Source organism: Lysinibacillus sp. OF-1 (genome assembly GCF_028356935.1).
Taxonomy (GTDB): Bacteria; Bacillota; Bacilli; order Bacillales_A; family Planococcaceae; genus Lysinibacillus; species Lysinibacillus fusiformis_D.
On record NZ_CP102798.1, the window covers coordinates 1,696,407 to 1,714,063 of the forward strand.

Annotated in this window: 18 protein-coding genes and 1 pseudogene; 11 read left to right on the top strand and 8 right to left on the bottom strand. The window is 37.0% G+C overall.

The features are described 5' to 3' along the window. Window positions 1-48: 48 nt before the first annotated feature. The gene (locus NV349_RS08010) at window positions 49-690 is read right to left on the bottom strand and encodes a DUF3885 domain-containing protein (protein ID WP_058844673.1); all 642 of its coding nucleotides are present in this window, start codon (window positions 688-690) and stop codon (window positions 49-51) included. A gap of 613 nt (window positions 691-1,303) precedes the next feature. Here NV349_RS08010 and NV349_RS08015 point away from each other — a divergent pair. The 3 genes from NV349_RS08015 (at window position 1,304) to NV349_RS08025 (ending at window position 2,084) form a co-directional block, all read left to right on the top strand. Continuing rightward, a complete protein-coding gene (locus NV349_RS08015; RefSeq protein ID WP_004269369.1) occupies window positions 1,304-1,528 on the top strand; it encodes a hypothetical protein in 225 nt (74 codons plus the stop codon). A gap of 14 nt (window positions 1,529-1,542) precedes the next feature. Continuing rightward, window positions 1,543-1,674, top strand: coding sequence for a hypothetical protein (locus NV349_RS08020; protein WP_255358822.1), 132 nt, complete (start codon window positions 1,543-1,545; stop codon window positions 1,672-1,674). A gap of 83 nt (window positions 1,675-1,757) precedes the next feature. Continuing rightward, entirely contained in the window at window positions 1,758-2,084 is a 327-nt protein-coding gene (locus NV349_RS08025; protein WP_036118210.1) for a DUF3889 domain-containing protein, read from the top strand. Between the two features lie 34 nt (window positions 2,085-2,118). Here NV349_RS08025 and NV349_RS08030 read toward each other — a convergent pair whose 3' ends face one another. Beyond that, window positions 2,119-2,673 (bottom strand): DJ-1/PfpI family protein, encoded by a 555-nt coding sequence (locus tag NV349_RS08030; protein ID WP_036118205.1) that lies wholly within the window; start codon window positions 2,671-2,673, stop codon window positions 2,119-2,121. 168 nt (window positions 2,674-2,841) lie between these two features. Here NV349_RS08030 and NV349_RS08035 point away from each other — a divergent pair, with 168 nt between their 5' ends. The 7 genes and pseudogenes from NV349_RS08035 to NV349_RS08065 all read left to right on the top strand — a co-directional run bounded on the left by NV349_RS08035 (window position 2,842) and on the right by NV349_RS08065 (window position 11,069). After that, entirely contained in the window at window positions 2,842-3,240 is a 399-nt protein-coding gene (locus NV349_RS08035; RefSeq protein WP_036118202.1) for a MarR family winged helix-turn-helix transcriptional regulator, read from the top strand. 5 nt (window positions 3,241-3,245) lie between these two features. Then, window positions 3,246-4,436, top strand: a complete 1,191-nt coding sequence (locus NV349_RS08040; protein WP_374110932.1) for an MFS transporter — start codon at window positions 3,246-3,248, stop codon at window positions 4,434-4,436. 530 nt (window positions 4,437-4,966) lie between these two features. Further along, window positions 4,967-5,662, top strand: a complete 696-nt coding sequence (locus NV349_RS08045; protein ID WP_036118196.1) for a response regulator transcription factor — start codon at window positions 4,967-4,969, stop codon at window positions 5,660-5,662. After that, a complete protein-coding gene (locus NV349_RS08050; RefSeq protein ID WP_089932544.1) occupies window positions 5,640-7,700 on the top strand; it encodes a sensor histidine kinase in 2,061 nt (686 codons plus the stop codon). Before NV349_RS08045 ends, NV349_RS08050 begins: the two co-directional genes overlap by 23 nt. A 172-nt stretch (window positions 7,701-7,872) precedes the next feature. Then, window positions 7,873-8,177, top strand: a pseudogene (locus tag NV349_RS08055) (IS5/IS1182 family transposase); the annotation flags it as partial. A gap of 99 nt (window positions 8,178-8,276) precedes the next feature. Next, the gene (locus NV349_RS08060; RefSeq protein WP_271912902.1) at window positions 8,277-9,041 is read left to right on the top strand and encodes an SDR family oxidoreductase; all 765 of its coding nucleotides are present in this window, start codon (window positions 8,277-8,279) and stop codon (window positions 9,039-9,041) included. A 771-nt stretch (window positions 9,042-9,812) separates the two neighbouring features. Further along, on the top strand, window positions 9,813-11,069 hold the full coding sequence (locus NV349_RS08065) for an S-layer homology domain-containing protein (RefSeq protein ID WP_271912903.1): 1,257 nt from the start codon (window positions 9,813-9,815) through the stop codon (window positions 11,067-11,069). A gap of 184 nt (window positions 11,070-11,253) precedes the next feature. On the opposite strand, the gene NV349_RS08070 is transcribed toward NV349_RS08065, so the two are convergent. The 4 genes from NV349_RS08070 to NV349_RS08085 form a co-directional block, all read right to left on the bottom strand. Continuing rightward, complete coding sequence (locus NV349_RS08070) at window positions 11,254-11,997, bottom strand: amino acid ABC transporter ATP-binding protein (RefSeq protein ID WP_036127795.1); 744 nt, start codon at window positions 11,995-11,997, stop codon at window positions 11,254-11,256. Window positions 11,998-12,008: 11 nt separating this feature from the next. Then, window positions 12,009-12,665 (bottom strand): amino acid ABC transporter permease, encoded by a 657-nt coding sequence (locus NV349_RS08075; RefSeq protein WP_036127793.1) that lies wholly within the window; start codon window positions 12,663-12,665, stop codon window positions 12,009-12,011. Between the two features lie 67 nt (window positions 12,666-12,732). Beyond that, window positions 12,733-13,530, bottom strand: a complete 798-nt coding sequence (locus NV349_RS08080) for an amino acid ABC transporter substrate-binding protein (RefSeq protein ID WP_271912904.1) — start codon at window positions 13,528-13,530, stop codon at window positions 12,733-12,735. A gap of 242 nt (window positions 13,531-13,772) precedes the next feature. Beyond that, window positions 13,773-14,165 carry a ribonuclease HI family protein gene (locus tag NV349_RS08085; protein ID WP_271912905.1) on the bottom strand — a complete coding sequence of 131 codons (393 nt, stop codon included), beginning with the start codon at window positions 14,163-14,165 and terminating at the stop codon, window positions 13,773-13,775. A 160-nt stretch (window positions 14,166-14,325) separates the two neighbouring features. Between NV349_RS08085 and NV349_RS08090 the strand changes: the two genes are divergently transcribed. Continuing rightward, window positions 14,326-14,517 carry a zinc-finger domain-containing protein gene (locus NV349_RS08090; RefSeq protein ID WP_036127782.1) on the top strand — a complete coding sequence of 64 codons (192 nt, stop codon included), beginning with the start codon at window positions 14,326-14,328 and terminating at the stop codon, window positions 14,515-14,517. A gap of 74 nt (window positions 14,518-14,591) precedes the next feature. Here the strand turns inward: NV349_RS08090 and NV349_RS08095 are convergent, their stop codons facing one another. Both NV349_RS08095 and pepF read right to left on the bottom strand, forming a co-directional pair. Next, window positions 14,592-15,575 (bottom strand): SEC-C domain-containing protein, encoded by a 984-nt coding sequence (locus NV349_RS08095; protein WP_058844684.1) that lies wholly within the window; start codon window positions 15,573-15,575, stop codon window positions 14,592-14,594. A 227-nt stretch (window positions 15,576-15,802) separates the two neighbouring features. Then, window positions 15,803-17,617, bottom strand: coding sequence for an oligoendopeptidase F (pepF, locus tag NV349_RS08100; protein ID WP_271912910.1), 1,815 nt, complete (start codon window positions 17,615-17,617; stop codon window positions 15,803-15,805). Between the last annotated feature and the right edge of the window lie 40 nt (window positions 17,618-17,657).

The window sequence follows — 17,657 nt, forward strand, 5'->3', positions numbered from 1 at the left end:
TTGTATGACAACTAGTTATGTCCTTTGTTATTCAACTACAATAAGAAGTTATTTAAACACTTTATCTATTTTGTCTTTATCATAATCTAATATCCAGTCATTGTATGTATAATAAATGTCTCGTATAGATTCAGGTGAGGTAGCAAGTAAATCACAGCCTCTATCATCGTAAACGTGAAAAATGGTTTTCTTTTTGATATTTAAAAAATATATCCTATGAAAAATACTTGGTTGGATTCCTAAATCTTGATTACATACTGCTTTTAACAATGGAATGTACTTCAAATCAGATGTTTTACATGCAAGTGTAAACCTATGTGTTTTATATTTTCCGTCCTCATCATCTTCGGGGAAAATAGAAGACATTTCTGTATGCTTCAATTTATATAAGACTGATTTATCATAGATATATGGAGAAAAAATTCTCGCTTTGTGCTGATAGGTTTTTCTACCTCCAAGATCATTGATATCTACTACCATAAAAATTTCCTCGTCTTGTAAATGTAGTGCTTCAAACAGCGTGACAGCCCTTTTATAAACCTCCTGTATATAAAGACGATCTTCATAATCGTATTCTCTAGCTCGCTCTACCCCTAGTTCGAACCGTATGCCAATTTCCCAGTTATAAAACAAAGGTGGTCTAAGAAGTAAGGAAGGAAAATTTTCATTCATATAGTCATTTAAAAGCATATTTGCACCTCAACTTATTTTTTTAATTTTCCCATTAACAAACTGCCAGAATAAAGAAGAAAATGACTCAACCTATTAATTTAGAAATTATATTTCGCTTTCGTTACTGCATTGGGGTAGATGATCAATTTGCCAGTTAGCATCTACAAATTCAATATTACTAATATAAGCATTTATCAATTTTGTTTTACCTGAACCTATTCCACCATTTAAAAATTAAGCTAGGAAAGTATTGATAACGCCTCCGTAAGCTACTATTAACAGCTTCCATTCTACTAACGATTTTTACATAATCCATTCATAACACCATCATTTAATCCAAACGCTTGTAAATACATAACCATGAGAAATCTCACCATTGGGATTTTTAAGATAATCAATTGGTGTCGAAGAATTAATTGGTATTATATACCATTCGTCATAACTCATTCCTGTTGTAGTTTTAAACCTTACTTCTCCTTTTGTTCTCCTGTATTATACATAATATTCCGATTATTCGATATATATTTAACATCAAATTGATCATGTTCATTTTTTTTACAAATAGCGAAGAAACTTACCTACATGAAAACATCTCGAACTGAACAAATTAGGTAGTAGGAGGTGAAGCTACGTGGGAAAGCGTAATAATCGAAACAACAGTAAAACCATGAATATGAGAACACATAATCCTTTTGGCACTTACAAAAGCAAAGACCTCGATCGAAGTAATAGCAATAATAACAACCCAAATGATAACTTGAATGAAGAGTTCGCGGCAGAATTTGATGCAAAGGCTAAAAATAAAAACAATAAAACGAATCATGATAAAAACCAACAGTCGAATAAAACAAAATAGTGGAGGTACAAATCATGGCAAAAAAGAATAAGACAAGCTTTAAAAAGAAAAAGAAGGAAGATACACACAAAAAGAATGATCGTGAGGAATATTCAGCAGAATTTAATCAGGTCATTCATAATAATCCCCAACAGCCAAAGCAATAAACACAAGCTGCTCCAAAGTCTTTTGGAGCTCTTATTTTTTACTGTTTGTGCTGCTTTATACAGTCAAAAAGGGAGTGATTCAAGTGAGAAAATTTTATTTACTTGGGCTTCTTTTTGTTTCTCTAGCTATGTTTATACAAATACCAGTGGTTGCCAATGCACAACAAGAAACACCAGCTTATGCAAAATGGGGACAGCTGGCTATCAAAGAGGTAAAGGCGAAATATCCTACGGCTAAAATTGTGGATTATTTGCATGAGGGCAAGGAAGTACAGGGGGCATCAACCATTGAGAAATTTAAGCTTTGGCTCAAGCAGCCTGACAAGGAATTTGGTGTTCATGTCAGAATCAGCTACCAAACGACAACGCAGGAAGTAGAAAAAATTGAATTTCAAGAAAGTACTTCATAAAATAAGGATGCCCTATTTTAGGCATCCTTGTTCTTTAACCCTCTAGCTTTTGAATAAATGCACGCATTAAGCCTGGTAAATCAGGCCATGCATGCCCACTTATTAAATTACCATCTGTGTGAAGGTTGGCATCAATGTAAGTTGCTCCTGCCACCTGCACCTCAGGCTTGCAGGCAATATAGGCTGTTAGCTCACGCCCTTTTAGCACTTCAGGAATGGTCGCGAAAATTTGCGCTGCATGACAAACGGCTGCAATTGGTTTATTCGTTTCAAAGAAGTGGCTTACTAGTGCTGGGACATGCTCATTCAAACGAATGTATTCAGGTGCACGTCCACCAGGAATAATGAGCCCATCGAATTGTGTTGGATCAATAGCAGCAAAAGCAGCGTGGGCCTCTAATCCATAAGCAGGACGCTCGATATATGTATCGACACCCTCTACAAAGTCGTGTAATACGGTTTGTAATTTCTTAGCGGATGGTGCTGCAATTGTGACATCATACCCTGCTTCAAGACAACGATAATAAGGATAAAAAATCTCTAAAGCCTCTACTGCATCTCCTGCGAGTATTAAAACCTTTTTCCCCATGCTTCCATCTCCTTTACATTGTAAATCTACTAAGTTTTATTCGACACTTGCAAAAAATTTCCTGCTTACAGTAGGGTTACCTTTCCAAATTCCTTGCTTTACAAAGAAAAAAATGAAGCGTATAGTATTTATTTAACTAGGTAAATAAATTCGCAGGAGGTAAACAATATGAATCCAATATTTCATGCTTTATTCCAAAAAAGTCGGTATTTAACGAACTGCTTAAATGAAGTATTAAAGCAACATCATTTATATAGCTCCCAATGGGCCATTTTATATTGCTTACATAAAAACGGGCCAATGACCTTAACACAAATTTGGAAATATTTAAATGTGGAAGCGCCCAGTATTACAAGAGCTATTACACGACTAGAAACATTGGGCTGGGTCCAACGATTAGATGGAGAGGATAAGCGAGAAAAAATTGTGACTCTTTCCGCTCTAGGGGAGGAGCGCTTACCAGCGATCACCGTAACCATATTAGCATTTGAGGAAGAAATGGTGGGCTCTTTAACTGTTGAGGAGCAGCAGCAATTTCTGAAGTTATTGGAAAAAATGAAAGGTTGATGGACATGCAGCAAGAAGAAAATACACAAATATGGACGAAGCGTTTCATTAGCCTCTTTTTAACGAATATCTCTGTATTTTTTGTTTTTTATGGACTTGTAACGACTTTACCACTCTATGCGATTGGTGAACTACATCAGACAGATAAGGAAGCGGGCCTATTATTGTCAGGCTTTTTATTGTCAGCTATTATTGTACGCCCGTTTTCAGGTAAGTTATTAGATGTTTTTGGCAAGAAAAAACTGTTAGTCCTATCTATAGTGGGCTATTTTATCTGTACCGTTTTATATTTATTTATTCATCCGTTTGGACTTTTACTTGGTCTTCGCTTTATTCAAGGGATTTTCTTTAGTATTATCACAACAGCTGCAGGATCTTTAGCGGCTGATATCGTTCCTGCTAAACGAAAAGGGGCGGGGCTAGGCTACTTTACGATGTCTACGAATCTAGCTGTCGTCATTGGACCATTTATCGGCTTATTATTAATTCAATATAGTACCTTTAATGTCTTATTCATAGTCATGAGTATATGTATTCTAGCAGGAGGAATTTTAGCATTAACGGTCAATACAGATGATTTACCGAAGCCAGTGCATGAAGGAAAACTAACTTTTAAATTGAATGATTTATTTGAGCGTAAGGCGCTTCCTGTTGCAGCAATTGCCAGCCTCGTCGCTTTTTCGTATGCCAGTGTGCTATCCTTTTTATCGGTCTATGCACAGCAAAAGGATTTAATGGCTGTAGCTAGTCTCTTTTATGCAGTATTTGCAGCGGCAATGCTCATTACACGTCCATATACAGGAAAACTTTACGATACGAAGGGACCGCAATTTGTCATTATTCCTGGCATTATTTCCTTTGCCATCGGTCTAGTCATGCTAGCATTTGTTGAAGGACCAATGTTATTTTTAAGTGCTGCTATTTTTATAGGCTTTGGCTATGGAGCTGTAACGACTAGCTTACAAGCATTAGCAGTTCAATCCACTGCCATTCAACGAAGCGGCTATGCAACAGCAACCTATTTTACGATGTTTGACCTGGGTATCGCACTAGGTTCGTATATTTTAGGAATGGTAGCTGTACAGGCAGGCTATGCTTCTGTCTATTTATCGGGGGCAGGCTTACTGGGGGTTGTCTTTATTATTTATCTATTACGCCTTGCAAAGATGAAACCGAAAAAAGTAGTGCATATATAGTCAAACAGTTGGGGTTGTGCCCAACTGTTTTTATAATTGTCCCAGACTCATCAAAATAAATTTTGTTCATTTATAAGAAAGATACGATTTATAAAAAGTTTTAATGAGCTCTTTTTCAAAATGAGTATTACTTTTGTCCTTTTTAAATCTAACGAAAACTACTTTTTGTTTACTTATCTTTAATAATGTTGACAATTGTCGGAAATTCTAATCGATTTCTTAAAACGCAGTACTGGTATTGGATTCATGATAAAAATTATATAATAGACGATTAAAGGAGAGCCACCCAAGCATGCTCTCCATTTTTATATTCTTATTTCTTTATCCTAGTCCAACATTAAAGCCTGTAGCTTAACTAAATTTTTCATTTCAAGCTTTTGTATTTAGCATAAAGAATGCATAGAGAAAAACACTAAGAAAATCTTAAGAATTGATGTCGGAGTTTGTTAAGATTTAATTAGTATTATATCCTTATACGAATCCTATAGGGGTGATGACATGAACCTAAAGTGGTGGAGGAGTGAATGTAGTTGAACATTTTGATTTGTGATGATGATAAAGAAATTGTTAGGGCGATTAGCATTTATTTAGAAAATGAGGGCTATCATGTATTCAAAGCTTACAATGGTATAGAGGCAATCGATCTTATTCGGGATCACGTTATTCATCTTATTATTATGGATATTATGATGCCAAAAATGGATGGGATTACGGCGACGATGAAGATTAGGCAAGATAATATGATTCCGTTAATAATGCTTTCTGCTAAATCGGAGGATTATGACAAAATACTCGGATTAAATATTGGAGCAGATGATTATATGGCTAAGCCGTTTAATCCATTAGAACTTGTGGCTAGAGTGAAATCACAGCTAAGAAGGTATACGACATTTGGGAGCCTCGAGATGAGCAGTTCTGTATTTCAAACGGGCGGGCTTGTGATTGATGATGAACAAAAAGTCATTACTGTTGATAAACAAGAGGTTCATTTAACACCAGTGCAATATAAAATCTTAAAGCTTCTGACAGCCAATGCTGGTAGGGTGTTCACGATTGAAGAGATTTATGAAAAGGTATGGAATGTCAGGGCTATTAATCCTGAAAATACGGTTTCGGTTCATATTCGAAAGATTCGAGAAAAAATTGAAATTAATCCAAAAGAGCCAAAGTATTTAAAAGTTGTATGGGGAGTTGGGTATAAGGTTGAGAAAGTTGAGAAGTATTAGTCATGCACTTATAACGAAAATAGTTGTGTTTCTAATTGCCATCGCTTGTTTAATTGGTATAGCGAGGGTAATGATCAACATGGAATTTAATGGAATTCACCTTAGTAGTTTAAATCAAGATAATTATTTTGAAAGCCGAGCATTCGCTGATGAAAGTTACAGCATTATGGCTCCTTTAGCGCAATTAATCGGGAAATATAAAAGTGAAGAATATATTTTAAGTGGTAAAACACTAACAGAAGAGGATAATAGAAGAATCGAAGAGGAATTATATTATGATTTTCGTAATTCTTACAGATATAATTCGAATTTGAGTGAAGAGGAAAATAAGCATATCTATCAAGAAAAATATGCAAATGACATTGCTAGAACAAAAGATGAAAGCATAAATGAACAGGTAAGAAATTTTTATCAGTTACGTAGTACGTTAGAAGCTTATGAAGGAATTGTGTTTTATGCGAGTGACGGTGAACATGAATTTTCCAATAGTGATCTCAAGAAGAAAGAGCAATTTAAATCCTTTGATGCATATATGCTATTTGAGGATTACCAACAAAAGCTTTATCCAAATGAAATGAAAGAAAGTCAATACTTGGGTTACATTACACACGAAGTTGACACGTTGAACCCACAGACAGATGTTATGTATGTGGCGTTTAAAGATTCTTTCTTACAACAAAAAATGGCGGAATGGGAAAAAGATAAAGAGAATGCCCAAAGTTTTCTGAATGAATTCATGGTATTTTTAGCAGGGTTTATTTTATCTTTTGTTTATTTAATCATAGTTATTGGAAGAAGGTCATTTAAAGATAAAGAAATTCATTTCCATGTCATAGATAAACTCTATAATGATTTCAATATTGTGCTAGTTGGTTGCTTAACAGCGATGTGGATCACCATGATTGTTGAAGTGTTCCATGATATGTACATGTTCTTCACCGTGCCTATTTTTATCATTGCCTTACTATTGATTTTATCGCTCGTAAAGCATATTAAAAATAGATCGTTATTTCAGCATACACTGCTCTATCAAGTTTTCAAAAAGCTATTTATTTGGGTGAAACATGTTTTTGACAGTGGTAGTACAGGCGTGAAAATTGTGCTACTAGTCATTGGCTATCCATTAGTTGTAGCGGCAACATTTTTTATATTTCCCATTACGATAGGTGTAGCTGCCTGGTTGGCGATGCGAAAGGTGAAGTCATTTAATCGCATTAAAGAGGGCGTAGAGCAAATTAAGAATGGGGATCTTCATCATCGAATTGAAGTCGATGGAAAAGGGGAGTTTAGTCAACTTGCAGAAAATATTAATCGTATTACAGATGGGTTAAAAAAGGCAGTGGATAGTGAAATCAAGAGTGAGCGTTTAAAAACAGAGCTTATTACGAATGTTTCGCATGATATCAGAACGCCTTTAACATCAATTATTACGTATGTCGATTTATTAAAATTAGAAAACGATCCTGAAATGATTGCTGAATATGTAGACGTGTTAGATCAAAAGTCGAAAAGACTCCAGCACTTAACGGATGATTTATTTGAAGCGGCTAAAGCATCAAGTGGTAGTATACCTGTCCAGTTAGAGCGGATTGATATCGTATCATTACTAACACAAGGAATCGGAGAAATGGATGAAAAAATTGAAGCCTCGTCATTAGATTTTAAGTTAGCCCATCCAACAGAAAAGGTGTATGTGAAGGCTGATGGTAAACTTCTATGGCGTTCCATCGAAAACTTATTCTCGAATATTTTTAAATACGCACAGCCTACATCAAGGGTATATATTAGTGTTGAAGATTTAGGGAATGAAATACTTGTGACATTTAAAAATATTTCAGCATACGAATTAAATATCTCAGTCGATGAGCTAATGGAACGTTTTAAACGAGGAGATGAATCGAGATCAAGTCAAGGTAGCGGATTAGGGTTATCGATTGCTGAAAGCCTTATTCACATCCAGAACGGCAAGTTCTTAGTTCAAGTAGATGGCGATTTATTTAAGGTCATGATTTATCTACCGAAATTTCCAAATGAATAATGTCCTATTCCTTTATGACTGTAGACAAACTCAACGAATTTTGAGTTTGCTTACAGTCTTTTTTCTTTTACAATGAAATAAAGTAAAGCCGTTGATTTCCACTACGGGCGGGGTCGAGCTGCTTCCCTCGCTTCGTTACTGTCGCTTCGCTTTCGTACAGAAAACATCCGCTCAGTCCATTTTCTATCGTATATTAAAAGAGATTATGCATCAGGGACTCCTCCTGCAGACCATCTATTTATGGATTCTACGCATGTGAAAGCGAGTGCGAATAAACGGAAGTATGATAAAAAGGTTGTGCGAAAAGAAACACGGGCTTATGAAGAGAAGCTTCAATTAGAGTTAAATATGGATCGTGAAGAACACGGAAAAAAGCCCTTTCCCCCAGAGAAGTTTGAAAAGGAAGAATGGAAAGAAATAAAGGAAAGCACGACAGATCCTGAAAGTGGCTATTACGTGAAGGATGAACGTACGAAACACCTCCTTGAAACCGAATAAGAGAGCAACATTTCAAATGATGTTCCTTGATATAATTCTCTATGTAATATAACTATGTTTGAACAAGGAGATGGAAGCATGAGTAAGTTAACAGGGAAAATCGCTTTAGTTACAGGATCAAGTCGAGGAATTGGCCGCAGTATTGCACTGCGTCTGGCACAAGAGGGAGCCTTTGTCGTCGTCCATTACGGGAAAAGACGTAATGAGGCAGAAGCAGTTGTTCACCAGATCGAACAAAGTGGAGGAAATGCTTGCGTGATTGGTGCTGACCTTAGTACCTTAGATGGTATTCAAGATTTATTTACTACTTTGGATGATACTATTCGGGAATATATGGGCGGTGGCGGATTCGATATTCTTGTCAACAATGCTGGAATTGGTCAAATTATTAGTTTAGAAGAGACGACGGAAGAATCATTTGATGAGGTAATGAAGATTAATGTTAAAGCACCACTTTTTGTTACTCAGCAAGCTTTGCCACGTTTAAAAGATGGAGGACGTATTATTAATATTTCATCTTTTGTGACTCGTGCAGCCTCGCCAAGTGTCTTCACGTACAGTATATCCAAAGGTGCTATCGACACATTTACGCGACTTCTAGCCAAACAACTAGGGAGCCGTAATATTACGGTAAATGCCATCCAGCCTGGAATTATTAACACAGAGATGAATGCTGAGACATTGGAAAATCTTGATGGACAAAAATATGCTGCTGGTCTTTCCATTTTCAACAGATGGGGTGAACCCGAGGATGTGGCAGATATTGCCGCCTTTCTTGCTTCCTCAGACAGCCGTTGGGTAACAGGTCAGCTGCTTGATGCAAGTGGAGGATCTCATCTATAACAAATTTATAAGGAACTTCAAATGAAGTGACCCCAAAAAGTTAGACACATATTTTAAACAGTTATTGAGGAATGAACTCTGTATTGGGCAGGTCTCATTCCTTTTTGCGATAAATTTCTCAACACGTATTGTTTCTGTACTTGCATTGTTATTTACTTTTGCACAAAAAAGTAAACCGCCCCTGCCTCGCCAGCATGTGAGAGGGTTTACTTTCATCACTTGGCAAATCGCCTTTGAAGCGATTCGTATTTATTAATATACATGGATAAACGTTTTTTTAAATATTGTAAATTTAATAACTCTGGATAGAAACAACGAGTAAAAGAGTTCAGCTATTTAAGAAGTATATTCAAAAATGCTTATTAGTTAAATGAAAGAGGAGCCCTCATTGAAATCTAAGAACATTGTCAATATAACAATTCTTTTTCAATAGCTTAATTTCAAAGCTTTCAATATCCTCTCTGATTACGTTACTTATCTTTAATACCACCGAACTTATTATATTTTTTCTAATCAAGATTGTTTAATTTTAAAAATTATGAAAGCATAGTAGTAATTTAAATAATGGGAAGAACCCACTTCAAAAATCTATTTGTCGTAACTTTTTTGTTATGGCTACTTGATGGTGTTTTGAAGCGGGTTCTTTCATTTTATTAAAATCTTTTTCAGGAATGGGGGGGACTAACTAATGACCTTCGGGAATTTGATAGATCCTCTAAAAATGGTAAAATTAGAGTATACAAAAATCTAATTCATTTGGAGGGAATAAATATGAAACGTGGTACTTTTAGAAAGAACTCAAACAAATTATTACTTGCGACTTTAGCTCTAGCTGTGGCGACTCCGGTGTACGCTATACCTGCTACATATACTGTTGCAGAAGCGGCAACGAAAACGACATTTAAAGATGTCCCTAAATCGCATTGGGCATATGAGTCTATTAAGCAAGTAGCAGAAAAAGGGCTTGTGGCAGGCTACAGTGACGGTACATACAAACCATCTGCACAGGTAACACGAGCAGAGTTTGCAACATTCCTATCACGCGTATACGACGGAAACGACCGTACACCATCTAAATTTTCAGATGTTGGAGCTTCACATTGGGCAAATGACGCTATTCAAGAAGGACTAGCAGTTGGATTCATTAAAGCTAGTGATTTCTCAAATAACAAATTTGAACCAAACAAAGCAATGACTCGCGGTGAAATGTCTCGTTGGTTAGCAAATGGTTTAGCACATGCGAACGCTGATTATGGTAAAGCGATTGAAGAAATGGCAAATTCAAGCCTTACAATTATTCCGATTCCAGAATTTTATGGTGGAGGGGTTAATAAGAAGGATCTTCCGTATATCGGGGTAGCACTTGGTACTGGCTTGCTATCAGGCTATGAAGATTTCACATTCAAGCCAAATGGCAAAACAACACGTGCAGAGGTAGCAACTATCCTTATCCGCTTCATGGATGCAATGAAAAAAGCGCCTTCCGATTTTACAGGGTTAAAAGAACTTCGTGAAGTTGCTAGCACAGGGACAAATATTTTATCAATCTCAAATTTCAAAAAATCCCAAAACTCTAGTGGGTTTGAAGCAGTTCTTGGAAAAAAACACACTCATTTGAATAATACTGGAGTTACGACAATTGAACGAGCAATTGTAGTAGATACTACAGGTTCTAAAGCAAAAGGAATCTATAAAGATATGTTCTTTAATGAAATTTCAGAACCATATTCATTAAATAAAAATTTCTATCGAGTATTTTACGAGTATACATTGGTTCCAAGCCGTGATGTCAGTCTAAATGGAATTGCGAATGGTGCTGATAAAAGCTACGTATCTTCAATGCGAGTAGATAAAAGTAAAAGTGAAAAATTCAATATTGTAACACCTAAAAATGTTATGGATAACGTTTTTAAAAAAGGTGAAAAAAATCAATATTGGGCACAAAATGGATTATTAAATAAACCAGGACATTCATTAGAGGGTCGAGCAGATGATGGAAGCATGTTCATTTATGAAGTACCGAAATAGGAGTTGATAATTCAATTGAAACTATTAAAAAAAGGTACGATTGTGATCGTATCTTTCTATTGGCCTTTGCATGGCAGTAGGGAAATATAGGGATTTTAAAAAACTTAAGGAGTTTATAAACAATTTATTTCGAAGCATACATAAGTAAGAAAAATAAAAAGTAGAGCGACAGAAACACGCTCTACTAAAGATTCTTCTGTAAAAATGCCTTGGTGCGGTCGTTTTGTGGGTTTGTAAAAAAGTTGTCTGGATGATTAGATTCAATGATCTGACCATCATCCATAAAGACGACTTTGTTCGCTACCTCACGCGCAAAGCCCATTTCATGTGTGACGACAATCATCGTCATGTGGTCTTCAGCTAAGCTTTTCATGACCTTTAAGACTTCTCCTGTCAGTTCAGGGTCTAGGGCAGAGGTTGGTTCGTCAAATAATAAAATTTGAGGATTCATCATCAAGGCACGGGCAATGGCTACACGCTGCTTTTGACCCCCAGATAGATTGGCAGGATAGGCCTTTGCTTTGTCGGCAAGTCCAATTTTCTGCAGTAAATCCTGACAGCGGCTCGTAATAGCCTCCGCTGATTCTGTTTTTAATAAGCTCGGCGCCATTTCGAGGTTTTGCTGGACTGTTAAGTGGGGAAACAGATTGAAGTGTTGAAAGACCATCCCCATTTTAGCTGTTATCGCTTTGATGTGCTGTGGCTTAGCATATTGACCGTTTTGAACAAGAAAATCGCCATCAATCACTATACTGCCACCTTCAATTTCTTCTAAATGTATTAAGCTGCGAAGCATGGTACTTTTCCCAGATCCAGATGGGCCGATGACAGCAATGACATCGTTTTTCTCCACTGTAAATGTAATTTGTTTCAGCACTTCCACCTGATCAAAAGATTTCTTTAAGTTTGTTACTTGCATCAATGCCATATGTGTCACCTCTATTCAAATGTAAAACGTTTTTCAAGCCATTTAAAGAACATCGTCAAGACAAGCGTCATAACTAAATAAATAGCACCCGCGATAAAGAACGGCGTAATCGTGAAGTCACGATTTACGGCTGTTTGCGCAAAATGGAGTAATTCAGGCACAGCTACTGCATAGAGTAGGGCTGTATCCTTAATAAGTGTAACGGATTCATTTGATAATGCGGGTAATGCGACGCGGAACATTTGTGGCAAAATTACACGCGTCGTCGTTTGCCACTTGGATAAGCCAAGTACCTGAGCTGCCTCATATTGTCCTTTATCAATGGCAAGAAGACCGCCACGGAATATTTCTGCAAAGTAGGCAGCATAATTTAAAATAAAGCCAAGGCAAGCGGCCACAAAACGATCAAGTACTAAGTATTCACCGATTACTGGCAGCATAGGTAAACCAAAGCAAATTAATAATAATTGTAGTAATAGTGGTGTACCACGCATGATATAAATATACGTATGTGCAAGCCAAGAGATTGGTTGAATGCGACTTTTTACTGCGAGTGTTAGTAAAAAGCCTAATGGAATCGAAACCAGAATAGCGATGAAAAACAGTAACACTGTCGTTTTCGCACCTTCTAGCATCGGCCATATCATAGTTTGCCAGTAATCCGCCATAAAGATGTCCCTCCAAAAAGAGTAAGAGTTTCACAAAGGAAACTCTTACAAATGATGTGTCCTGTCATTACTTTAATACTTTGTCTTCACCGAACCATTTGGTAGAAATTTCAGCAGCTGTACCATCTTCGTTCATTTTGTCTAATGCGGCTTGTAATTTTTCCAGTAGGGCTTCATTGCCTGGTTTCACGCCAATTCCATACTGTTCTGGTGCAAGTGATTCCTCTAATAATTTAAATGTATCAGGCTCCTGTGTCATATAATATTCTGCAACAACCGCATCGATAACAACGGCATCAACACGACCTGTTTTTAAGTCGGATAAAGCTAAAACATTATCCGCAAACTCTGTAATTTTTTTCACTTCTTTATGAATTGGATGCCCGTTTAGTGCATCTGCCGCAGAAGAAAGAGATTGAATACCTACTTCTTGTCCAGCTAAATCACTTAGTTTCAAAATCTTTGAATCTGCTTTTGTCATGACAACTTGAGCGTTTTCAAGATAAGGCTTTGTAAATAGTACTTTTTCTTTACGCTCATCTGTAATGGTATAACCGTTCCAAATTAAATCAATTCGCCCACTTAGTAATTCTGCCTCTTTTGTTTTCCAATCGATTGGTTGAAATTCTGCTTCGACGCCCATATGCTCAGCTGCCGCACGGGCTAAATCGATATCGAACCCAACGATGTTGTTCTTGTCATCACGGAAGCCCATTGGCGCAAATTTATCGTCAATGCCAATAATCATTTTTTCTACATCAGCAGCTTTTTCATCTTTCTTTGCTGCATTTTCTTTCGATGTACCACACGCTGCTAAAACGATCACAGCTGTCAGCATCATGAATAAAGTCAATACTCGTTTCATTTTGTTTCCCCCTATAATCTATCGCTTTCGTTTGCTAAACTACTAATGTGTTAAAGGATATCATCGTGATCTAACAATGTCAATATCGTTTTGGATTAATCAGAAAGTTAGCTGCATTTCCTAGCATTTTTTGAATGAAGCTTATTTTCATAAAAAGTTTGAATAGGGGGAATAGTAAACAACGGAAGAAAAGGGGAAAAGAAAACGAGACTGTACATGATGGACAGTCCCATGAAATAGGATTAAGTATTTTTACTTTGAATTGCTTTTCGAGCCAAAGCATCGGCAGCTTTATTTTGTGAGTCGGGCACCCATTTAATAAAGAATAAATCAAAGCTAGTGGCTAGTGCTAAAGCTTTTTCAAGATAAGGTTTAAATGCCTCGTTTTTAACATATTCTTTTTCCATAGAAGCGACAACGATTTTAGAATCCGAGCGTACGGATACTAGTGTTGAGCCTAGCTTTTGTGCTTCTTCAAGACCGCGAACTAGTGCAGTGAATTCAGCGATATGATTATTTGTTTCGCCAATATACTCACTAATTTGGATATGATGGCCTTCACCTTTAATAAATAGCCCGATCCCACTTGGACCAGGATTTCCTGCACTGGCAGCGTCTATATAAACTTCTAACATACCATCCCTACTTTGCAATGTGACTTCTCTATAATTGTACAACAAGGATCAGAATCATAGTCTGTAAAAAATGGAACAAACAAAATAGTTGCTTGTTCAAATTGAACGCTTCATAATAATAAGAAGTGAATTTTGGACGTGAAAGGAGCGGGGGCTCAACATGGATAAAGTGACGGTTATGAGGGATATTGACGAACTGCATGATACGTATTGTGCGGATTGCTTGGTGATTAAGCAATTACGTAAAGAACGTGGTAAACCAGGAGCTCACCGTTTCTGTATTGAGGCGTGTTCAGTTGGAGAAAAGTTACAGTTTTTGGGAGAAGAGCTTTTGAAAGTGTATAGTAAATAAAATACGAACCTCATGAGAAAAAGCTACATTGATTAGCAATCCGCTGGTCAATGTAGCTTCTTTCATTATTACTTTTATTTTGTTTCAGCATAACTGCTTAGGTCTTGATAATATTTTGTCAGAGACGAAGCAGAAATATCAAAAGTTGCAGCAATTTCCTTTACGGTCATGGATAGGGACTCGAATAGCTCTTTTTCCTGACCATAACGAATCGCACCAGCTGCAATAGCCGCTTCTTTGCGAGCAGTCGGTTGTCCTTCGATTAAATAGTCCTCTAAAAGTTCAAGCATCGGAGCTGATTCACGCTCATTTTGCTCTAAGAAATCTTTTACTTGTGTCAGGACATTGCTTTCGAAGTTTGAAAACTCCTCACCTTTATAGCCATTCGATACTAATAGTTCCCAGAATGTTAGATGCTCTTCTTTTAAGAATGAGCTTACCTTCTTCTCGGATGCCTCATAGTTTTTCTTAAATTCTTCAAATACTTTTGCATGATCCTCAGGGAAGAAAATTAGGGTAGACACAGCTAAATAATGTGTCGATTTCTTCGTTCCATCTGGTAAGATAAAGGCAAATACATGCATACCTTCAGGAATCGGTTTATTATTTTCACGACGAATAGAAAGCTCTTCATTCGTAAGTAAATGATTAGCCTTGAAATATTTTTCCTCAACAACAGACACCGTACCAATAAATAAAGCCGGCTGAGACCAGTCTTCAAGTACCTTGACAGTAGATGGTCTTACTGCCTTTTTCTTCGTTTTCTTTAAATAACTTTTCCAAATAGATGGTTCTTGATGGAAGAAAAAGTCGTCTAAAGCGATTGCTTCAATGAGCTCACGCTGTAGCACACTCTCTAATTTAGGCTGCCATGTGCCGACATGCTCAATATATGCACGAACATCTTTACGTTCGGGATATTCTAAGTAAAAAGTTTGTAGCACACGCTCTAATTCTTCGATTTGTACTGTTTCCACTGTTACTTGCTGTTTGCCTTCACAACATTTTTTATATTTTTTGCCGCTACCGCATGGGCATGGATCATTACGTTTTACCATAATTAGAACACTTCCTTTAATAATTGTTAATCGTATATTGCTAAATAATTTGCGTACTCTTAATAATAACGGTACTTTTGTATGAAGAAAAATGATTGTCTATTTTGAAATATCTAAAAAATGTAGAGGGACGCCCTGATTCTATTATATGTACGTATTTTTCCACTTAGAACTAAAAAAAGAAAACGATCTGCACCTTTAGCATGCAGGACCGTTTTCTTGCTAGATTATTGCTGAACCGCTTCAATTTCCAAAGTTATGCGTTCAAGCTCATCAATCAAATGACCGATATAGGCAATCGTATCACGAAGCGGTTGGTCTGTTGTAATATCGACACCAGCCATTTGTGCTAACTCTACTGGTGATTTTGTGCCACCAGCCTGTAAGACAGCTAACCATTCTTCAACAGCTGTGTCACCCTCTTTTAAAATACGTTGAGACACTTGTGTAGAGATAGTTAACCCAGCACTATATGTGTATGGGTAAAGACCCATATAATAGTGAGGTTGACGCATCCATGTAAGTTCTGCACCTTCAGAAATGTCGACTGTATCACCCCAGAAATCTTCTAGCACAGAGCGTTTTAATTGATTTAAAATTGTTGCATTAACAGCTTCACCAGCATCAATTAATTCATACACTTTACGTTGATAGGCTGCTTCTAGTAAATGAGTGACAAAGTTATGATAATACGTTTTCGACACAATATTTGAAATCACCCAACGTTTAAACCGTAAATCATCGTTATGTGTTAGTAAATAATTCGCTAACAGCATTTCATTCATTGTTGATGGTGCTTCAATAAAGTATAGAGAAGGTCGGCTATTAAGATAAGATTGATGTTCATGCGTATTCGCAAAATGCCCTGCATGACCAAGCTCATGAATAAGAGTAAAGACTTCATTCATGCGTTCGTTCCATGACATTAAAATATAAGGATGGCTACCATACGGACTTGAGCAAAATGCCCCTGTAGATTTTCCTTTGTTTGGTGCATAGTCAATCCAACGTTCATTGAAGGCTCTATCCATTAAATGATTATAGTCTTCCCCCATAACAGCTAATGCTTTTTCAACATATTCTTTCGCCTCAGCCATCGATAATTTTGGATCATAATCAGAATCAAGCGCTATTTTTAAATCTGCAAATGTCATTTTATCGATATCGTTCGCTTTTTGAATTAAAGCTGCATAACGACGCATATGTGGGGCAAGCTCTGTCGTAATTAAATCAATTTGACGATTATAGAGCGAACGATCGACGTCCTGATCAAAGAGTAAATAATCAATGACCGAGTTAAAGCCTCGTAGGTCTGCCATTGTTTTTTCCTGCTGAATATGCGTGTTATACACTTGTGCTGTTGTATGCTGGTAATCGCGTAGCTTGCTTGAAAAGGCTTTAAAGGCAGCGCGGCGTATTTCTGTATTCGCTTCAAACTCCCAGTCATTTTCGTAAAGGACGAAGCTAAGTGGATGCTTTTCACCATTGGCTTCAAATTGACCAAAGTTCATGTCTACTAATTTCGTCGTATTGTATATTTCATATGGTGCATCGAATGTAGCACTAAATGCGGCCAATGCTTTTTCGACTTCAGGATGTAGCTGGTGAGGCTTTTGCTTTAACAGTTCCTCTAGATAACGTTTGTAAAGAGGGCTTGATGCTGCCGCTTCTTGTAAAATAGCTTCATCCAACGCTAGTAACTCACTGCGCACGAAGGAGAGAGCGCTGCTTACCTTTCCAATAGCTGTAGCAAATTTTGCAGCCCGCATTTGCGCTCCATCATTTGTACGATCTGTTTCAAGGTTTAAGCTGGCATACGTGCCAATCGGAACAAACCTTTTTTGTAGCTCTTCAAAGGCAGATAGCACGTCAATAACTTTTTGTGCATCTGTAATCGTTCCTTGGTATTGCTGCTCGAAGCTAAGTGCGTCTTCCACCAATTGTGCTAAAGTAGGTTCAAAATCAGCATCATGGCTCAATAAATCTGTTAAATCCCAAGTTTCTTCTACTGCTACATCTTTTCGTAATGGTAAAACTTCCATTCATAGACACCCCTTTACATGTAAGTGATTTCATTATAAC

Excerpts from the sequence above, each read along its gene's own strand:
- NV349_RS08075 (WP_036127793.1), bottom strand. The coding sequence starts at position 12,665 with ATGGCGGATTACTGGCAAACTATGATATGGCCGATGCTAGAAGGTGCG.
- NV349_RS08020 (WP_255358822.1), top strand. The coding sequence starts at position 1,543 with ATGGCAAAAAAGAATAAGACAAGCTTTAAAAAGAAAAAGAAGGAAGAT.
- NV349_RS08070 (WP_036127795.1), bottom strand. The coding sequence starts at position 11,997 with ATGGCATTGATGCAAGTAACAAACTTAAAGAAATCTTTTGATCAGGTG.
- NV349_RS08090 (WP_036127782.1), top strand. The coding sequence starts at position 14,326 with ATGGATAAAGTGACGGTTATGAGGGATATTGACGAACTGCATGATACG.
- NV349_RS08060 (WP_271912902.1), top strand. The coding sequence starts at position 8,277 with ATGAGTAAGTTAACAGGGAAAATCGCTTTAGTTACAGGATCAAGTCGA.
- NV349_RS08065 (WP_271912903.1), top strand. The coding sequence starts at position 9,813 with ATGAAACGTGGTACTTTTAGAAAGAACTCAAACAAATTATTACTTGCG.
- NV349_RS08080 (WP_271912904.1), bottom strand. The coding sequence starts at position 13,530 with ATGAAACGAGTATTGACTTTATTCATGATGCTGACAGCTGTGATCGTT.
- NV349_RS08035 (WP_036118202.1), top strand. The coding sequence starts at position 2,842 with ATGAATCCAATATTTCATGCTTTATTCCAAAAAAGTCGGTATTTAACG.
- NV349_RS08085 (WP_271912905.1), bottom strand. The coding sequence starts at position 14,165 with ATGTTAGAAGTTTATATAGACGCTGCCAGTGCAGGAAATCCTGGTCCA.
- NV349_RS08010 (WP_058844673.1), bottom strand. The coding sequence starts at position 690 with ATGCTTTTAAATGACTATATGAATGAAAATTTTCCTTCCTTACTTCTT.
- NV349_RS08030 (WP_036118205.1), bottom strand. The coding sequence starts at position 2,673 with ATGGGGAAAAAGGTTTTAATACTCGCAGGAGATGCAGTAGAGGCTTTA.
- NV349_RS08040 (WP_374110932.1), top strand. The coding sequence starts at position 3,246 with ATGCAGCAAGAAGAAAATACACAAATATGGACGAAGCGTTTCATTAGC.
- NV349_RS08095 (WP_058844684.1), bottom strand. The coding sequence starts at position 15,575 with ATGGTAAAACGTAATGATCCATGCCCATGCGGTAGCGGCAAAAAATAT.
- pepF (WP_271912910.1), bottom strand. The coding sequence starts at position 17,617 with ATGGAAGTTTTACCATTACGAAAAGATGTAGCAGTAGAAGAAACTTGG.